The organism is Nostoc sp. (assembly GCF_036917315.1).
GTDB lineage: Bacteria > Cyanobacteriota > Cyanobacteriia > Cyanobacteriales > Nostocaceae > Nostoc.
On the sequence record NZ_JBALDR010000066.1, the window covers coordinates 71,127 to 89,777 of the forward strand.

Annotated in this window: 14 protein-coding genes; 8 read left to right on the top strand and 6 right to left on the bottom strand. The window is 40.3% G+C overall.

The window, feature by feature from the left end:
• The first annotated feature begins 288 nt into the window (after positions 1 to 288).
• The 6 genes from V7K84_RS31030 to V7K84_RS31055 all read left to right on the top strand — a co-directional run bounded on the left by V7K84_RS31030 (position 289) and on the right by V7K84_RS31055 (position 6,570).
• Entirely contained in the window at positions 289 to 678 is a 390-nt protein-coding gene (locus V7K84_RS31030) for an EamA family transporter (RefSeq protein ID WP_099102158.1), read from the top strand.
• Positions 679 to 700: 22 nt separating this feature from the next.
• On the top strand, positions 701 to 1,057 hold the full coding sequence (locus tag V7K84_RS31035) for an EamA family transporter (protein WP_334843927.1): 357 nt from the start codon (positions 701 to 703) through the stop codon (positions 1,055 to 1,057).
• An 81-nt stretch (positions 1,058 to 1,138) separates the two neighbouring features.
• Complete coding sequence (locus tag V7K84_RS31040; protein ID WP_334843929.1) at positions 1,139 to 2,443, top strand: NAD(P)/FAD-dependent oxidoreductase; 1,305 nt, start codon at positions 1,139 to 1,141, stop codon at positions 2,441 to 2,443.
• Positions 2,444 to 2,488: 45 nt separating this feature from the next.
• Positions 2,489 to 3,313, top strand: a complete 825-nt coding sequence (locus V7K84_RS31045) for a glycosyltransferase family 2 protein (RefSeq protein WP_334843930.1) — start codon at positions 2,489 to 2,491, stop codon at positions 3,311 to 3,313.
• A gap of 311 nt (positions 3,314 to 3,624) precedes the next feature.
• The gene (locus V7K84_RS31050) at positions 3,625 to 5,097 is read left to right on the top strand and encodes a TldD/PmbA family protein (protein ID WP_334843931.1); all 1,473 of its coding nucleotides are present in this window, start codon (positions 3,625 to 3,627) and stop codon (positions 5,095 to 5,097) included.
• A 132-nt stretch (positions 5,098 to 5,229) separates the two neighbouring features.
• Positions 5,230 to 6,570 (top strand): TldD/PmbA family protein, encoded by a 1,341-nt coding sequence (locus V7K84_RS31055; protein WP_334843933.1) that lies wholly within the window; start codon positions 5,230 to 5,232, stop codon positions 6,568 to 6,570.
• A gap of 65 nt (positions 6,571 to 6,635) precedes the next feature.
• Here V7K84_RS31055 and V7K84_RS31060 read toward each other — a convergent pair whose 3' ends face one another.
• From V7K84_RS31060 to V7K84_RS31075, 4 genes are all read right to left on the bottom strand, one after another.
• On the bottom strand, positions 6,636 to 7,076 hold the full coding sequence (locus tag V7K84_RS31060) for a pentapeptide repeat-containing protein (protein ID WP_334843934.1): 441 nt from the start codon (positions 7,074 to 7,076) through the stop codon (positions 6,636 to 6,638).
• A gap of 182 nt (positions 7,077 to 7,258) precedes the next feature.
• Entirely contained in the window at positions 7,259 to 8,272 is a 1,014-nt protein-coding gene (locus V7K84_RS31065; protein ID WP_334843936.1) for an aspartate carbamoyltransferase catalytic subunit, read from the bottom strand.
• A gap of 160 nt (positions 8,273 to 8,432) precedes the next feature.
• A complete protein-coding gene (gene mgtE, locus V7K84_RS31070; RefSeq protein ID WP_334843937.1) occupies positions 8,433 to 9,785 on the bottom strand; it encodes a magnesium transporter in 1,353 nt (450 codons plus the stop codon).
• A 434-nt stretch (positions 9,786 to 10,219) separates the two neighbouring features.
• On the bottom strand, positions 10,220 to 11,341 hold the full coding sequence (locus V7K84_RS31075) for a glycosyltransferase (RefSeq protein WP_334843938.1): 1,122 nt from the start codon (positions 11,339 to 11,341) through the stop codon (positions 10,220 to 10,222).
• Between the two features lie 1,116 nt (positions 11,342 to 12,457).
• On the opposite strand from V7K84_RS31075, the gene V7K84_RS31080 reads away from it, so the two are divergent.
• Both V7K84_RS31080 and V7K84_RS31085 read left to right on the top strand, forming a co-directional pair.
• Positions 12,458 to 15,664 (top strand): glycoside hydrolase family 15 protein, encoded by a 3,207-nt coding sequence (locus V7K84_RS31080; RefSeq protein ID WP_334843940.1) that lies wholly within the window; start codon positions 12,458 to 12,460, stop codon positions 15,662 to 15,664.
• A 46-nt stretch (positions 15,665 to 15,710) separates the two neighbouring features.
• Positions 15,711 to 16,073, top strand: a complete 363-nt coding sequence (locus V7K84_RS31085) for a GxxExxY protein (RefSeq protein WP_334843941.1) — start codon at positions 15,711 to 15,713, stop codon at positions 16,071 to 16,073.
• A gap of 116 nt (positions 16,074 to 16,189) precedes the next feature.
• On the opposite strand, the gene V7K84_RS31090 is transcribed toward V7K84_RS31085, so the two are convergent.
• Positions 16,190 to 16,504 carry a YkvA family protein gene (locus V7K84_RS31090; RefSeq protein WP_334843943.1) on the bottom strand — a complete coding sequence of 105 codons (315 nt, stop codon included), beginning with the start codon at positions 16,502 to 16,504 and terminating at the stop codon, positions 16,190 to 16,192.
• Between the two features lie 252 nt (positions 16,505 to 16,756).
• Positions 16,757 to 18,478: a serine/threonine-protein kinase gene (locus V7K84_RS31095; RefSeq protein WP_334843946.1), complete on the bottom strand. Its 1,722-nt coding sequence runs from the start codon at positions 18,476 to 18,478 to the stop codon at positions 16,757 to 16,759.
• Positions 18,479 to 18,651: the final 173 nt, after the last annotated feature.

The following is an 18,651-nucleotide window of genomic DNA, read 5'->3' on the forward strand; positions in this document are numbered from 1 at the left end:
GTATAACCCAGTAAAAAATTAAGCGTGCTTTAGTCCGAATTATATCGAATGCTGCCATGAGAGAGCAACCTGGAATATTACATAGTATTTAGTTTTGAACTCTAGGGCATGAGCTTCAACGCTGATTTTGATATCAGTCGCTTCAGCATAGCCTTCCTAATTTTGTTGTCTATTTACTGAAGTAGAGATCGAATTGTAGAGAAGGTGTTGCCGAGATATGAAACGTTCAAAACGACTGGCTTTTTACTGCTCGGTTCATACCTACTATCTTGATTAAGGCAAAGTACTATGAAATCTATGTCGCAAATTTCAAACTTTAAAATAATCCCTTATATTATTTTATTTGTAAGTATTTTACTTAGTATCTGCGGACAATTGTTGATGAAAAATGCCATGCTTTATACAAATGAGGGAGTATTTACTTGGGATTTTCTTCAAAAATTATCATTAGCTATTACTGTCTACTGTTTAGGAATAGTAAATTGGATATTGGCTCTGCGCTCGGTAAAATTAAGTATTGCTTATCCACTGACGAGTTTAAATTATGTTGGGATACTTTTCGGCTCATACTACTTTTTTAATGAGGTGATTACGCTAACTCGAATAGTAGGAGTCATCACTATCTTCTTGGGTGTTCTTTTAGTAGTTAACCCCATAAAAAAGCTCAAGTTTAGATAATTAATTACTTGAAAAATTAAAAATGAGTATTTTTATTTGGCTCAATTTAATGCTTGTTGTTTTGTTTGGAACAACAGCCCAACTCTCACTCAAGTATGGATTTTACATTTCTAACTCTAATAAAGGAGAAAGCGGATCTCTCAAAAATCTCTTATTATCTCGTTATTTTTTGATTTGGTTTATCTGCTATACATTTATGACTATATTGTGGCTTTATGTATTGCGGACAATTCCTTTAAGTCAAGCGTTTCCAGTTTTAGGATTAATGTATGCATTTGTACCAATTGCTTCTCACTATCTTTTAAAAGAAGAAGTTGTTTTTAGCCAGTGGTTAGGAATTTCCGTTATTATAACTGGCGTTATTTTAGTTGGACATTAATCTTTTATTATCAGATTATTAATATTAACAGTTTCCGAAGATCATCCTCTAAAACATTTTCACAAAATCTAAATTTACTTTATGAATATAAGCATAGTTGGCGGAGGCATCACTGGGCTAGTATTAGCTCAACGTCTTTCACATCAAGGGCATAAAGTCACTGTCTTTGATAGTAATAAGCAGCTTGGTGGACTTACTACCTATCATGATTACGGATTATTCACTTGGGATCGCTTTTATCACGTTATCCTTCCTTCTGATACTCACTTAATAAATTTTCTCAGAGATATTGGTCTTGGAGATAAACTGCGTTGGCATCGAAGTCTAACAGGCTTTTATGACAATAAAAAGTTTTATTCTATTAGTAACAGTATAGAATTCCTGCGTTTTCCTCTATTTGGACTTATAGGTAAAATCAGATTAGCTTTTACTCTTCTATATGGTTCGCGCCTGAATAACTGGCGGCGCTTAGAGAAGATTTTAGTTGAAGATTGGCTCTTGAAACTCGGTGGTAAAAACACATACGAAAAGCTTTGGAAACCTTTACTTTTATCCAAACTAGGAGAAAACTATAAGCGAATATCAGCAGTTTTTATCTGGGCTTATATCAAACGACTATTTTCAGCGCGCGATTCTTCATTAAATAAAGAACAACTTGGTTATGTCTCCGGCGGTTATAAAACTGTTTTTGACCATATAGAAAAATTAATTTACGCGGCTGGAGGTCATATCCACAAAGGTGTTGCGGTTGAATATATCGCACCTCATCCAGGGGGCGGAATGTGGGTAGAATCTCAGGGTCAAAAAGAGCATTTTGATAAAGTCATCTTTACTGGGCCAGTTAATATCTTGCAACAGGTTGCTGCGAGGGAACTGGTGAAAGTTTCAGACACTACTAAAACAGTAGAATACCTGGGTGTAATCTGCATGGTACTGATTACTCGTAAGCCTCTAGTTCCTTATTACGTAGTAAACATTGCCGATAAAAATATTCCTTTTACCGGAGTTATCGGTATGAGTAACTTAGTTTCTTTACAAGAGACGGCAGGGTATCACATTACATTTCTACCAAAATATATCCTTTCCACTGACCCGTTGTTAAAACAACCAGATGACGAATTACGCCCAATATTTTTCCAAGGTATACGTTTAATGTTCCCCGAACTTAAAGCCGATGACATTGTAGCAGCACATATTAATCGAGCGATTAAAGTACAGCCACTACAAGTTTTAAATTATTCTAGTCTTGTTCCAAAAGTGAGTACTGAAAACGATAATTTTTTCGTCGTCAATACCTCACAGTTGGTCAATGATAGCGTCAACAACAACGCAGTAGTTCGACAAGTCGATGAATTTCTCAAAAAATCAGCATTACTGAATTCTTGAAACTTGAGTAATCACACTTTATTTTAAAAATCACACGAGGTCTTTATGAGTCTTTTTGTTCTTTTACCTGCATATAACGAGCAAGAATCAATTCGACCCTTGTTCAAAAAGTTTCAAACATTGCAGCAAATCTTTAATATAGAGATAGAACTGATTCTTGTCGATGATGGCAGTAGCGATCGAACTGCTCAGACTGCAATAGATGAATCTCAATCACTAGGTATATTACTAAAATTAGTCCAGCATCCCAAAAATGCTGGTTTAGGTCAAGCAATTAAAACAGGTTTCACAACTTTCTTGGAAATTTCAAAAGAAGGTGATTTTTTAGCTGCGATGGATTGTGATAATACTCAACCACCAGAGCTATTAATAAAAATGTATGACACTATGATAGCTGGTAGCTATGATATTGCGATCGCGTCTAGATATCGCAAAGGTTCTAAAGTCATAGGCTTATCAAAATTTAGAGAGTTGATGAGTTACGGAGCCAGCTGGCTTTTCAGAATTGCCGCCCGTGTACCAGGCGTAAAAGACTACACTTGTGGTTACAGATTGTATAACCGTACTTTCCTCACTAAACTGGATATGTATTATGGGGACAATCTATTCACTGAAAGTGGATTTGCTTGCATGATAGATTTACTGTTGAAAGCCAAAGCTCTCAAACCAAAAATCGTAGAAATTCCAATGGTTTTGAGATACGATCAAAAGCCAACTGCTAGCAAAATGAAAATTCTTAAAACTATTACTCGAACGCTAAAGCTCTTGTTTAAGAATCTAGTATCAACAGAGCAGACTTCCAATTTAGGTCAGACTTTCAAAGAGCAAGAAACACTCAGAATTCCACTGAAAATGGCAAATCGTAAATAAACCTGAGAAGAAAAGTATGAATTCTTTCGTTGAGAAGAGTGCCAGATAAGTACATAAACATAAATGTATTATATTTTACACTTAAACCAAAAGCGCAGCTTTCCTTGCTCCGCTTTTGTATTCTGACTTCTGAATTCTTCGTCAAATAGCTCCAAATTTCTAGTCTGTGGGCGGATTTGCCAAGACGTTGTAAAAGGGGAGGGAAATCCACACGCTTTTCTAGCAACTGTGGCTTTTGCTCATTTGTTAGACTGAACACACCAGGATTTTTCAGTCAAATCTCTGAACTACGCCAGCAGACGAGGCTACTCATGCTTACAAGTACGCTACTTCTCTCGAATCAACTTCCCACTCTCCAATATTCCTCCACACCAGAGCGTTTCGATGAAACCTGGGAAGCCCCACTGGCTACCCTTCTGGGACTAGGGCGCGCCGCTGGTGCTGACTTCATCGAATTATTTTTAGAGCGTCGCAACTATATTAGTTCTCTTGCAGAAGATGACGCTATCACCAGTATTTCACCCAGTCTGTCTACAGGCGCGGGAGTCAGAGTATTTCGTGGTAAAGCTGATTGTTACGTTAGCACCAATGACCTTTCGTTTTCCGGTTTGAAAGCAGCCTTAGAAAAAGGTCTTTCTATCTTGGGATTGCAACTACCCACTGCTAAGGCTTTCATCCCAGAAATTAACCTAGAATTACTTAGAGATTACGCCACCAAAAGAGGTAAAGATGCATGGCTACCAGTGTGTAGCTCCATCCGAGAAATGGGAGAAATTCTCCTGGATGGTACAGCCCACCTGAAGCAAAAAGCTAGCCACATCCAATCGCGCCGTGCTACCTATTTCCGGGATTGGCAAGAAGTTTTAATCGCCGCTAGTGACGGTACTTTTGCCCGTGATATTCGCCTCACGCAGTCAGTAGGATTTAACCTGTTGTGTGCTGATGGTGCTAATCGTACCTCAATTGGCGATCGCGCAGGTAATACTAGCGATGCCAACTTCTTGAGAACTTGGGATTCTCAACAAGCCGCCGAGAAAATAGCAGAATCGGCTGGAAAAATGCTCTACGCAGATTACGTGGAATCGGGTACTTATCCCATCATTATGGCCAATCACTTTGGCGGCGTAATCTTCCACGAAGCTTGCGGACACCTACTAGAAACCACTCAAATTGAACGTAATACCACACCCTTTGCTGACAAAAAAGGCGAAAAAATTGCCCACGACAGTTTGACAGCCTGGGATGAAGGGCGCTCTGAAAATGCCTTCGGGACAATTGACATGGATGACGAAGGTATGCCGGCTCAAAGAACCCTCTTAATTGAAAAAGGTGTTCTGAAAAACTTCTTAGCAGATAGAACAGGTTCCTCACGCACCGGACATCCCAGAACTGGAAGTGGACGCCGCCAAAATTATACTTATGCCGCTGCTAGCCGGATGCGTAATACTTATATTGATTCTGGCGAATACAGCAATGATGAATTATTTGCCTCTGTTGATAAAGGTATTTACTGTAAAAAGATGGGTGGTGGTAGCGTTGGTGCTACAGGCCAATTTAACTTTAGTGTTGATGAAGCTTATTTAATTGAAAATGGCAAAATCACCAAACCGCTAAAGGGAGCAATTCTCATCGGTGAAGCCAAGGAAATTATGAATAAAATTTCCATGTGTTCCCAAGATTTGGAAATTGCACCGGGTTTTTGTGGTTCCGTCAGTGGCAGTATTTACACCACGGTAGGACAACCCCACATCAAGGTTGATTCTATTACCGTCGGGGGAAGATAACTTTATCAACTTCCAGGTTCTACCTGGAAACGCCTTCCTGGTGGCTATTTTATCTAGGAGGCAGAAGCCTTCTATTATTACACTCCCAGGCTGAAGTAGGGAGCAAGAAAATCCAAAATCTAAAAATTGACTATGCCGAATATAAATGAAATTGCAAATTCTGCCAAGGATAATGCTGATAAGCTTGGCATTAAGAAATTCGACATTTATGGCTCAACAGTAGATGACACTAACGTGCAAGTAGACCAAGGTGAGCCGAAACAAGTTAAAGCTTCAAATCGCTCTGGTGTTATTGTTCGTGTCTGGAATGAAGAGAATACGATGGGTGTCACCAGCACCACAGATGTAGACCCCAAGGGACTGGAATTAGCTTTGAAAACTGCTTATGAAGCCAGTTTCTTTGGTGTTAAAGAGAATGTTCCTGATTTTAGTCCAGAGGCTACTACTCCGATTTCAAGTAAACCTCAGGCTAAAACATCCCAAGCACCTGTTGCTGAACTTATAGAAAAATTGTTGGTAGCTGAAAAAGAATTACTGGCAGCTCACCCAGCAATTAAAGGTGTACCTTATAATGGTTTGTCTCAAAGAGATATTGACAGATTTTATCTCAATAGCGACGGTGCAGTAAGAACTGAATCTCACTCTTTGGCATCAGTTTATCTTTACAGCAAAACTGAGGAAGAAGGGAAAAAACCTCGCAGTGCAGGCGCTTATAGAATCAACCAAAATTTAGATAATCTAGATATTAATGGTTGCATCAAAGAAACCGCCGATAAAACTATCAGTCACTTGAATTATGAAAAAATCAAAACTGGTAAATATCGAGTTGTTTTCTCTGCGGAAGCTTTCTTAAGTCTGTTGGGTGCTTTTTCTAACTTGTTCAATGCCCAAAGTATTTTAGACAATCAAAGTCTATCTACTCCTGATGATTTAGGTAAGCAAATAGCTTCTCCTCTGCTTTCAGTTGTTGATGATGCACTTCACCCAGCTAACGTAGGTGCCGAAACTTTTGATGGCGAAGGAACTCCCACTCGTCAGATTTCGCTGATTGAAAATGGCGTTTTAACAAGCTTTCTCCACAGTGCAGGCACTGCTAAAAGGTTAAATGCCCAGCCAACGGGTAATGCTAGTATTGGTGCAAAAGTCAGCGTTAGTCCAAATTTTTATCACGTATTTTCAACAGCAACTCCTGAGCAAGAGTTGAGCTTAGAAACTGCTGAAAATGTGATTTTTATCGATGATTTACAAGCTCTCCATGCTGGAGTTAAATCCTTGCAAGGTTCCTTTTCTTTGCCGTTTGATGGTTGGCTAGTTAATAAGGGAGTAAGGACGAGTATTGAGTCAGCAACTGTTGCTGGCGATTTCTTGGAACTTTTAAAGTCAATTATTTATGTAGAAAAAGAAGCAGAGTTAACGCCAGGGGGAGTTTGCCCGAAAATCTGGGTTAATGAATTATCGATTACCGGCGAATAAAACTTAGGAACTGTAGAGTTAAGAGTTTAACTCTTAACTCATCACTTGGAAATCATGACCGAGCATTAGTATTCACCACCAATGCTAATGGCAGTATTAAATACATCAGCACCGCTTAAATCAATACCAGCTAAAACAGCGCCATCTACGTCACTGTTATATAAACGGGAATTACTCAAATTCACGTTGGTAAGATTGGCATTATTTAACATCGTATCGCTAACAAATGCTTCTGTGAGATTAGCAGACTTTAAATTAGCTCCAGTTAAATCTGCACCTTCTAAGTTAGCACCTTCGAGATTAGCTCCTTTTAAATTTGCATTTCTCAAGTCAACACCGATTAGATGAGCGCCTTTAAGGTTAACTCCTACTAGATTGCATCCCGAACATTCTCTAGTTTCTAACAAGCGGCGGACAGGGGCGGAATTTTCTGCTTTGACGGGAATGGGAGCAGCTAAAGATAGCGTGCTGAGTAAGGCTGCTGCCGTCAAAAAAATTCGTTTCATAATTTACCTCGGACACTTCTAGAAGTCATGAAATTCTGATGTTCTCTGATCTTCTACGATACCAGTGTGCCAAGATTACAGAATTCTGTCCTCATGCGATCGGAGGAACATATATTTTCTATGAGACTAGGTATTCTTCCGTCAGTTAGTCCGATGGGAGTAAATTTCAAACTGAAATTATATTAAGCCTTGCCGCTACCTAATAGGTACAACAGTGCCATCCGAACAGCAACACCGCTGGTAACTTGTGATTGAATGAGACTAAATTCTGGGTCATCCATCAATTCAGAACTAATTTCAACACCACGGTTGACTGGGCCTGGATGCAAAACTTTGACGTTAGATTTACAAAGTTCCAGTTTTGTGCGTGTAATCCCAAACAGCTGATGATATTCTCGCAAACTTGGCAGCAAATGAGCCGTCATCCGTTCTTTTTGCAGGCGCAATGTCATGACGAAATCGGCATTTTGTAAAGCTGGTTCTAGCTGCCAGTGTAGAAAAAGTTGGGGATTGGGGGAATAATTTCTGCCTTCTACTTCCTCCGAGATAAACTCGGCAAAGAATTTAGGTAAAAGGGTTGGCGGTGCTGCCAGATGCACTTCGGCACCACTAGCAATTAAACTCCAAATATTCGATCGCGCCACGCGAGAATGGAGAATATCCCCAACAATGGCAATCTTTTTCCCCTTTAAAAGTTCCAGTCGCGGATGATCTGGGTCAATTAGAGTAGTTATGGTAAATAAATCTAGCAGTGCTTGGGAAGGATGTTCATGTTGACCATCACCAGCATTCAGGACGCTAACTCGTACACCTAGACGATCCATTTCAGCCGCGATCGCATTTGGTACTCCTGCTTCTCGATGGCGGACTACCATAATATCAGTTCCCATCGCCAAATAGGTTTTCGCCGTGTCGAGAATTGTTTCTCCTTTAGTCATAGAAGATGTGGCGGCGGCGAAGTTCAGCGTATCCGCACTTAAACGTTTCGCTGCTAGTTCAAAACTGCTGCGGGTGCGCGTAGACGATTCAAAAAATAAATTCGCCACCACCTGTCCCTGCAAAGTTGGCACTTTCTTTGTCCGCCGTGATAGCACTTCTTGAAAACTGGCAGCAGTTTGCAAAACTGTATCGTATTCAGTGGTAGTAAAGTCAGCTAGGGAAAGAATGTGATGACGATTCCAGGTAGTAGTAGGCATAGAATTTGGGGAGTGGGGACAAGGGGAGCAGGGGAGCAGGGGAGCAGGGGAGCAGCACTTCGGCTACGCTCAGTGACCGAGGAGAAGTAGCAGTAAGTCTTTCCCCTCTGCTCCTCTGCCCCTTTGCCCCTCTGCCTCTTCTGCCCAATGCCCAATCCCTTCATGCTGGTAAATGGAAAACGTTTAAAGCTAGAGAAATTAAGCTGAGGAACGTTAAAAAGCCGATTGTATCTAGCATTGTAGTCACTAATGGCCCACTAACCAAGGCAGGATCGAGCTTCAGTCGTTTCAAAGCCATTGGTAGTAAAGTGCCGAGTGTAACAGCCACAATTGTATTAGTTGCCATTACCATGCCGGCAATTAAAGCCACCCATCGCTCTTGAGGTCTCGCCCAAATCAAGGAAAGCAGGATCATCGTTGTGGCTAAAGCGAGAGCTGTACCTAAACCAGCTAGAAGTTCCTTGCGAAGAATTTTTAAGGTATCTTTGGGTGTTACCTCTCCCACTCCCAAGCCGCGAATTGTTACCGTTAATGATTGAATACCGACAGTACCACCAGTGTTAGAAAAAATCGGCATGATGACTGCTAGAACTGGCACTGCGGCGATTACAGATTGAAAAGGCGCGATCGCACTGGCTGCACCAATATACAGGGCCATGATCCCCAACAGCCAAGGCAAGCGGTTACGGATGGTTAACAGGGGAGAGGATAAAGCTGCTTCATCACCACTCACACCCCCCAGTTTTTGGATATCTTCTGTGGCTTCTTCTTCCAAAATATCCATGACATCATCAATGGTGACAATGCCTACCAATCGGTCTTCCCGATCGACGACGGGGATAGCGATTAAGTCGTAGCGCTGCATAATTCGCGCCACTTCTTCTTGAGGGGTTTCAGTTGTTACCTTAATGACGCGATCGCTAGCAATATCTTTAATGAAAACATCGGGAAAGGTAAACAGCAACTGGCGCAGTGAAACTACTCTCACCAGAGTCCGGTTGTCGTCTGTGACGTAGGCGTAGTAAATCGATTCTTTGTCTTCGTCCTGACGGCGGATTTTGCTCAGGGCTTCACCGACAGTCAATCCTTGCCGCAACCGGACATATTCGGTTGTCATCACCCGCCCAGCAGTGCCTTCTGGATAGCCGAGAATTGTTGCTGTTGCTTGTCTTTGTTCTGGACTGAGTTCCTGCAACAGCCGTTTGATTACTCCAGCAGGTAGTTCATCAAATAATTCTGCCCGTTCGTCGGGACTCATCTCTTCTACAAGTTGCACTACCTGAACATCATGAAGAGAATTAATTAGTTCTTCCTGCACCTCTGTCGGGAGATATTCAAATACATCAATTGCCTGAGCTTTGTTGAGTAAACGGAATGCGATCGCCCGTTGTTGTTCGGGCAATTGTGTAATGTATTCTCCCACATCCACAGGTTGTAAGCGATTTAAATCCCATTTCAACTGGTTTAAATCGGTAGTATCAGTCAGCAAATCACGAATATCTTCTGTGAGCATGATATATATCTCCTAAGTCTCCCCCGCGCTGGGAGACTTCCTCACCACAGCTCAGAGGAGGTTGATACTGCCATCTTGTGGACTATGGTCCATAAAATTTCAACAATTCAATATCGATAGCTAAATCAAAGCATTGCTAGTCATCATCCTAACCCGGAACAGCGCTGTCCGGTAGATACTGAGGAAATTTTATCTCTTTAGTACCTTTATATAAATTTTTAGCTTGCTACCTTGATTTTTAGGGGAATTATTCTGCGATCGTAGTAAGTTTCGCTACTAATATAATCTGTGAGAGCTGGCGATCGCGAATAAATAACCATACAGATGGCTAAAAAAGGGGAGTCCTCTCCAAACAAGGCATTAGAAAACTTCTGCTCATTAACAAATACTTGAGGTTCGGTAATCTAAATTGAGATCCTCTTACTTGAGTGTCGTTAACTAATTACTAAATCATAAATAGCTTCTAGCTTGGCAGTTTGCTTGCGAATATCAAAATTTTCGCAAATAAACTCTCGTCCTTTTTTACCCATACTTTTAGCTAAAGCCCGATCGGACAAAAGAATATCTAATTTTTCCGCGAGAGTTCGATCGTCTTTTTCATCAACTAAAAAACCAGTTTCTCCATCTAAAATCGCATCAGGGATAGCGCTATGCCAGGTAGAAGCTATTGGTAAACCAGAAGCGGCGGCTTCCAATATTGAAAGGGGTAAACCTTCGCTATCACCGTTCTTTGCTGTTTGACTGGGTAGAGAAAATATTTCTGCATTTCTCATGGTTTTTTGAATCACTTCATAAGGTTTTGCCCCCATAAAATTTACTCTATTACTAATACCAAGTTCTTCTGCTAGAGCTTTAAATTTTTCAGTCATTGTGCCATTTCCAATTTGGATAAGTGACACATCTGGATGCTTACTGGCAATCCTGGCAAAGGCTTTTAATAGGGTATCAATTCCTTTTTTTTCAGTATGTCTGCCTACACATAAAATATATCTTTCACCTTTTGATTCACTGGCTGGGGCAAATTTTTCTAAATCTATACCACTATTTAGTTTAATAATTTTATCTTCAGGATAACCATATTCAATCATCTTTTTATACAAGAAACTAGAAAAAGCAATAAATTTAGATGCTTTTTGTTTTAATTCTTCTTCATGCAAAAGAAATTGATAGAATGCTGGATTACCTGACAGCCACATAGAGCGACGTGAAACTGTGATATCAAAACCGTAAAATGTAACGATGAAAGGAATATTTAATTTTTCTGCCAATCGCATTGCATAAATACCATCTGGCCCAAAATGTCCGTGAATTAATTTTAGATTTTTTAGTTCAGCCTCTTTTCCAAACATATTTGGTGAAGCAGAAATTATATGAAATAATTGCTTAATTTTCCATTGGTCATTATCACTAATAGCAATATTGTCAAAAGGAATTTCTTCTAATAGTTTACAAGTAAGAAATAACGGTTTGTATGTTTGTAAATTATGGGCTTGTTCTCCGATAAAAGTTTCTGATACTCTCGGATAAGCTCGACGATACATCCCAACTGTTTTCATTGTGTTACTCCTATTTAAGATTAATATTTCTCTTGACAAAAAAAGAACAAGATATTGCGTAAAAAACTTTGAAGTTCTTTATATATTTACGCCCTTGGTTCTATTTGCTGCTATTTTGGATTAAATAGCAATTACCTGATTCATTCAGAACAGCAATAACAATCCCAATCAATTGTTAGTTTTTTCAAGCTAATGTTAGTCTAAATCAGGGTTTCAATTATTTATGTTAGTAAGTGAAATAATAATTTTTTCTGAAAGTATTATTTAGTAAATATCTTAGGGTGTAATAAAGCAAACTAGGATATTTATTATGTCAACAAACTGATTAATTTTTTATCACTTAGGCATTGACAGGAAAGCCAAAAATAGCAACTATGCTTTTCAAGGCTTCTAGGTAGAGTTTTGCGATGCCTGCGGTTTTTGCTTACCTACCCAACTAATAAAATATGGTTTGTAAAAGGCTGAACGGACGTCTAGATGTGAATGCACAAGATGATTTATTTGTAAAGTGCATAAGCCCTATTTTTTATCAAATTTGATTGGGTTGAGGATAGCCTCCCTTTCTTGACTGCAATTATTTGCTGAATATCCAACACAAACACATCAATCTTAAAACATATCTACATGAAAATAAATATTTTTGCAAAAAAATGATTTAGTTTATACCAGCATAAGCATAACCTCGGAGTAGTGATTTAGTTTAGACTAGCATAAGCTCATCCTTCGGAGTTAAGCACTCTTGATTTTTTGACATCATCCCATCACTGATATTATGTCCGGCTAATTATTTATAATTCCCGAATCTATGCACAAAGCTCAAAAAGCCCTCACCTGGGCGGTTTTAATGATAAGTCTTTAACCGGACACGATATGATTTATTACACCGAATCAATAGTAGATTCCCAAGATCGCTCTTGAGAGTCACCTTTCTAAGACTCGACTTACTTGGAGGGATTTATTCCACCCACGCAGAGATCGATATTTCTAGAGAAGATCAACGTTTCCGTATGCCCTACGGTACGGAATCCCATCTCAATGTCCGATTCTCCATAGCCCAAGTGCAAGAAACCCACTCCTTTAAGGGGCTGAATTCTGCAAGTAGTTCTAAACCAAACCATGAAAACATCTACTAAATTGCTATCTCGCCTAGACTATTACTACCAGCAAATCAAAACGATTATCCTGACTCGTCAAAATCCAATTACGGGTTTACTACCTGCAAGCACAGCGATTACAGCCCACGGCGATTACACAGATGCCTGGGTGCGAGACAATGTTTACAGTATTTTGGCGGTTTGGGGTTTAGGACTTGCATACCGCAAGATTGATGACGATAAAGGACGCACCTATGAACTAGAACACAGTGTCATCAAATTGATGCGCGGGTTGTTATTTGCGATGATGCGACAGGCTCATAAAGTAGAGACATTTAAACATACTCAGTCGCTACTAGATGGACTGCACGCCAAATATAATACCGCGACTGGTGATATTGTTGTTGGTGATGACCAATGGGGACATTTGCAACTTGATGCTACATCTATATTTTTACTGTTCTTGGGGCAAATGACGGCAGCAGGATTGCAAATAATTTATACCATTGATGAAGTGAATTTCGTCCAAAATTTAGTTTACTATATTGGACGAGCTTACCGCACACCAGATTACGGCATTTGGGAACGTGGGAATAAAATTAATCGTGGTAGTGCTGAGTTAAATGCCAGTTCTGTAGGCATGGCAAAAGCTGCTTTAGAAGCTATCAACGGATTGGATTTGTTTGGTGTGCGGGGTAGTCAAGCATCGGTGATTCATGTGCTACCAGATGAAATTGCCCGCGCCCGGATTACTCTAGAATCACTATTACCGAGAGAATCTGGTTCTAAAGAAATTGATGCGGCGCTGTTAAGTATTATTAGTTATCCTGCCTTTGCAGTAGAAGATTTGGAGTTACGCGATCGCACTCTCAACGATATTATCAATAAACTCGCAGGTAAGTACGGTTGCAAACGCTTTCTGCGTGATGGACACCAAACCGTTTTAGAAGATCATCAGCGTTTGCACTACGAACCGTGGGAACTCAAGCAATTCGAGCATATTGAATGCGAATGGCCGTTATTTTTCACTTATTTAGTTCTAGATGGATTATTTCGCGGCGAACAAGAACAAGTTAAAAAATACCAAGAGCTTTTAGAATCATTACTCATAGAACAAGATGGGTTACGTTTATTGCCAGAACTTTATTATGTTCCCGCCGAAAACATAGAAGCAGAAAAGTTAGCACCTCAAACGCAACCACGTTTGCCCAATGAAAATATTCCTTTGGTGTGGGCGCAGAGTTTATATTTTCTCAGTCAAATGTTGAGTGAAGGGTTACTGGCAGTAGGTGATATCGACCCTTTGGGAAGACATTTGTGTGTAGGAAAACAGCGCGAAGCATTGGTACAAATTGCCTTATTAGCAGAAGATGAAGATTTACAAACGAAACTAGAAGTTCACGGAATTGAAGCCCAAACACCCGCCCAGGTAGAACCGATTCAAGTGAGAAAAGCTGGAGAATTTTCAGCTATTTATACCCAAATTGGACGTAATGACAAACTTGGTTTAACTGGGCGGCCAGTGCGGCGGCTGCGGAGTTTAACAACATCTAGAATCTTTCGGATTAGCGGCGAAACAATTGTATTTTTGCCTTCATTTTCCGATTCTCAACAGTTTTACTTGACCCTTGATTACCATTTTCTACTGGATCAAATTAGAAGCGAACTAGCTTACATTCAAAAATATTGGAGCGATTTAGGGCGTCCTACCTTAACTTTAATGTTGACGCACACCATGTTAGAAGCCGGTTCGGAAGCATTACTGGAATTGATGCAAGAACTCAAAGATGGTGTTTGTAACGGTGTACGGGTGAAATTAGGACGGCTAAATCAGCTAATGCTGACAGCCGGAATCCAAAGAATTGATTTTCTTCCCAATGCAGAATTCTCGCGATCGCCAGTAAAAAATGCTAGTCCACGTTGCTCTTATCTACCTTATCATCCTGAGAAAAACTGGCGCTTAGGGCATACCCAAGAATTTCAAATGGAGTGTGAAACCAACTTTGGCTTATTACTTTCTCATTTGCGGTCATCAGAAAATATCTACGAACAAATTGAGTTATTGCAAACTTTAACTCGCTTACAGGGAATGAAATTTGATACGGGATATGGTGGGCCAGGATATCCTGTTACAGTAGGCGATTTGCTCGATGAAGTTTACACTAAAGCTGGAGATTTAGGCATTTGGGCAGTAGTGCGCCGGGCTGCGGGGTTACGCCAAATGGTTGATATCAGCCTATCAGATGCAGTAACGAGTATTTTGGTAAGGGGTAAGCAAATTGCTGTGGGTAAAGCTTACAGTGAAGCATCCTTGATTAGCGTACCCATGTCCCACGATGAGATTGCCGATAAAATTAATCATTTTTGTCGTGAGGATATCCGCGATCGCGTCCTCACTCAAGAGATTTTAATCTATGTTGGCATCTTAATTCGCTCAGAACCCGAACTATTCCAGGGACTACTAACACTGAGAGTCGGCTATCTCATATTATTGATCGTTAGCGAACTAGCGCGGGAATTGCATGTCACTCAAGATGAAGCTTACGATCGCTTAATGCAACTTTCACCCTTTGAAGTTAAAGTGCGCTTGCGTCAGGTATTAACTGGATATACTGGCATGAGTAACCTGTTGCGCCAGCAAGAATCACTGCACGTTAAACAAAAAGAAAGTGATATTGCTTGGGTGGTGTTACCAGGAATCGGCGAAGGGATAGAAGTTCCGCCAGGCGGTTGGCGACGGTTTCGCCAAGCCGAAGGTGCGACGGGGCGCGTACCAAAAGAATTTTTTAAGCAAGTTTGGCTATTAATGCAACATTGCAAAGGTCTAGTAATTGGCGATAAACTAGAGCGGCGCAATCGTTTAGATAGCGAGATAATGCTGTCGGAAATGACAGCGGGGGAAAGAAATTTTGCTCTGTTAGTTGAGCATTTGTTGAATAAAATCGAAGCTACAGAATATCGACAAGTTAATATTGAAGCATTAATCGAATTAGCTGCGATCGCTGCCAATAATCCCAAGCTGCAAATTGAAGAATATATCGTGTTGGATGTGTTAATCGGCCACGCAGTGCGATTGGCATGGTTAGAGAATCATAATCATCGCAGCGATCGCTATGATGAGGATAAAGCGAGTGCGTGGCGATCGTTTTACAATACTTCTCCTAGAGATTGCGCTAGTTATATTTTGAAGGCATTCAGGTTCTTGACGGAATTTGTAAAGGATTTTTAAACGCAAAGGATCGCAAAGGGAAGCGCAGAGGAACGCAGAGAATGAGTTGAGTGGGGTGATTATTGGGTGTGCGATGAGGGTGCATACTGCTTTGGGGCCTGGTTTGTTGGAGTCGGCTTATGAGGAGTGCTTGGATTATGAGTTGAAGAAAGCCGGATTGAATGTTGGTAAGCAAATTCCATTGCCCTTAGTTTATCAAGATGTGCAATTGGAATGTGTTTATCGATTAGATTTGATTGTCGAAAACCAAGTAATTGTAGAGATTAAATCTGTAGAGTCCTTCCACCCAATTCACTCCGTTCAACTCCTAACCTATCTCAAACTCGCCAACTGCAAACTAGGTCTTCTCCTCAACTTTAACGTCCTCCACCTCAAAGAAGGTATTAAACGCGTAGCCAAAAACCTCTAACCCCTCCTCTTACTCCCTCTCATCCTCCGCGAACCTCTGCGCTTCCCTCCGCGCCCCTTTGCGTTGAAAAAAAATATCCCCCACCTCCGATTCCAAAAGCAGGGGTTTTATTAAAACTACTTAACAGAAACAGCATCAACATCAATAGTGCTTCCACTAGAGGTAGAACCCTCAGTAGTATTAGGTACTTCAGTACCCACATCACCCTTACGAGCTTTCCAGCCCTCAATAACTAGCCCAGACACTTCACTAACTAGCAGAGTCAAAAGGAAAACATCATCAATCTGTCCCACAACGGGTATAAAATCTGGAAGAACATCAAATGGGCTGACCAAATAGACCAACGTTCCTAAAATTACCCACCAACGGTATTTGGGGTTACGAAGCACACTGCGATACCAGGTGTAAAGTGATTGGATTGAAAATTTCATGTTTTGAACCTCCGGTTATCTTTTATTTTGACAAATCATGCTAAAAATTCACGGTGCGAATAACCGTCCTAGTTAGTCTGGAAGACGCTACTAGTAATCTGTCAACAAAGACAAATAAGTAGGTAGCGGGTTCATCCCAAACAGGCGAAAGTTGTTTGTTTATAGGGCTGATTAATCGATGAGTGCTGATATCTGCTGCTCTAATCATAAGAGATATGCCTATAGACTGATTTTTTTACTTTGCTAGAGATTTTATAAATTGCTCGGTATAGTCTTAAACTTCTGTGCAGATCCCAAAGAATAATCTTCTAATTTAAAATCAGCAAAAGGCTTCTTTTCTAACCTATTCCGTAGCGCCTCGTCAAGAATTACACCTGATGATTCTCTTTTAACGCCGATAATTATCACACTTGTCTGATATGTAGTTAAATCCTGATTTGTCTGACAATCACTCCGTTGAAATTGACCCAAATTCAATAAGCGATAACTTTTGACACTTGGTGTATTAATAAATAATTTTTTAACCAAAAGTTGTATTTGTTTTGAACGTTCTAAAGCCACACGTTCTTGAATTAATCTATCACCTTTGCAAGAAGCTGTACCGACAGAGATAATCTCATTGGGAGCTTCCATTATATTCTCTATACCTTCTTGTTCTAAAGTCAACTTTAAAAGGTCAACACTAATAATTTCATCATTGGATTTAATTTGGAAGTTGCTACCTAAAAGCCATTTATATTTTAGTGATAAAACCGCTATATTAAACTCGGCTATCCTTCCCTGACTATCTCTACCTTCTTGATAAGAAAAGTAATCAATATTACCTTTTTTTTCTGGATATTGTCTGTAATAAGATGTTTCAGAAAAATCTGATTTTCGCGTGGCTAAAGCCACTATACTAAGCAATCCTAATACTAATAATAGAACTGCAAAAAATGCCAATAGCGGCACTTTTTCTGGCTGCTTATTTGGAGGTAATGAGTTGTTATTAGTATCTACAGGTAAATGTTCAAGGTTAGAAGATTCTAGTATATTACTATTTGTCGGAGTAGTTTCTGTTAATTGAGTTTCGATTTCTTCTAGGGAATGCAAAATTTCTTCAGTACTGGCAGGACGTTTTTCTATATCTGACGCTGTTAGCCAATCAATTAAATTCAATAGTAAGGGTGAAATATGGGTCGGATGATTTTGCCAGTGCAACAAATTTTGCTGGACATCATACATCTCCAAAGGATGGTGTCCTGTCAGCAAAAATACAAAAGTGCGTCCCAAAGCAAAGAAATCTGACTGCGGTACTGCTTGACCATTCATTTGTTCTGGGGCGCTGTAGCCAGATGACATAAGTGCTGTCATCTTGTCGCCATTGCTTAGTTGGTCTTGGTAGGTTTTATTAATTTCACTGGCGGTGCCAAAATCAATCAGTACTAGATTCCCCCAACCCTGCTCAAGGGGGGATCTAATCATGATGTTAGATGGCTTAATATCTCGATGTAGGTACTGTTTGCTATGTACTACATCTAAAATTTCTATCAACTGTCTTAACCAGTCTATGGCTTGTTCTTGGGATATGGGGCTATTTTGCTGCTGTAGCCACTGTTCTAAGTTGTAGCCATCGATTTTTTCCATTGCAATGCAATGCAACACTAAACCATTTCGGGTTTGATACTGGAAGTAACTATCTTCTTTGGGAATTCCGTGATGCTTGAATTGTCCCAACACCGTTACTTCTTGCTGAAATAGTTCTACTGCTTTGGCGTCGCCTGATAAATCTTCTTTGAGTATCTTGAGAATTTTGGGGGTATCTTGCTCGTATGCCTCATAAACTTTACTAAAACCTGTTTTGTCACTCAACAGGCACGTCACCCGATAACGCCCTAGCAATTCTAGATGGGAACCACAACTTTGACAAAAGCGGTTTTGATGATTATTCGGGTGATTTGGTTTAGGGCAAACAGGGTTGATACAAAGGCTCATGACAGGAGAGTGGGGAGTGGGGAATGGGGAGTGGGGGGAGATGAGGGAGATGAGGGAGATGAGGGGGACAAGAGGGACAAGGGGGAATTATTAAATAAATCTCTCCTTTATCTCCCCCTCTTCCTTGTCTCCCTTGTTTCTTCTCCATGCCCAATGCCCAATCCTCCTAGACA

Bases quoted from the DNA above. Each gene is read 5' to 3' on its own strand.
- V7K84_RS31030 (WP_099102158.1), top strand. From the start codon at position 289: ATGAAATCTATGTCGCAAATTTCAAACTTTAAAATAATCCCTTATATT.
- V7K84_RS31035 (WP_334843927.1), top strand. From the start codon at position 701: ATGAGTATTTTTATTTGGCTCAATTTAATGCTTGTTGTTTTGTTTGGA.
- V7K84_RS31040 (WP_334843929.1), top strand. From the start codon at position 1,139: ATGAATATAAGCATAGTTGGCGGAGGCATCACTGGGCTAGTATTAGCT.
- V7K84_RS31045 (WP_334843930.1), top strand. From the start codon at position 2,489: ATGAGTCTTTTTGTTCTTTTACCTGCATATAACGAGCAAGAATCAATT.
- V7K84_RS31050 (WP_334843931.1), top strand. From the start codon at position 3,625: ATGCTTACAAGTACGCTACTTCTCTCGAATCAACTTCCCACTCTCCAA.
- V7K84_RS31055 (WP_334843933.1), top strand. From the start codon at position 5,230: ATGCCGAATATAAATGAAATTGCAAATTCTGCCAAGGATAATGCTGAT.
- V7K84_RS31060 (WP_334843934.1), bottom strand. From the start codon at position 7,076: ATGAAACGAATTTTTTTGACGGCAGCAGCCTTACTCAGCACGCTATCT.
- V7K84_RS31065 (WP_334843936.1), bottom strand. From the start codon at position 8,272: ATGCCTACTACTACCTGGAATCGTCATCACATTCTTTCCCTAGCTGAC.
- mgtE (WP_334843937.1), bottom strand. From the start codon at position 9,785: ATGCTCACAGAAGATATTCGTGATTTGCTGACTGATACTACCGATTTA.
- V7K84_RS31075 (WP_334843938.1), bottom strand. From the start codon at position 11,341: ATGAAAACAGTTGGGATGTATCGTCGAGCTTATCCGAGAGTATCAGAA.
- V7K84_RS31080 (WP_334843940.1), top strand. From the start codon at position 12,458: ATGAAAACATCTACTAAATTGCTATCTCGCCTAGACTATTACTACCAG.
- V7K84_RS31090 (WP_334843943.1), bottom strand. From the start codon at position 16,504: ATGAAATTTTCAATCCAATCACTTTACACCTGGTATCGCAGTGTGCTT.
- V7K84_RS31095 (WP_334843946.1), bottom strand. From the start codon at position 18,478: ATGAGCCTTTGTATCAACCCTGTTTGCCCTAAACCAAATCACCCGAAT.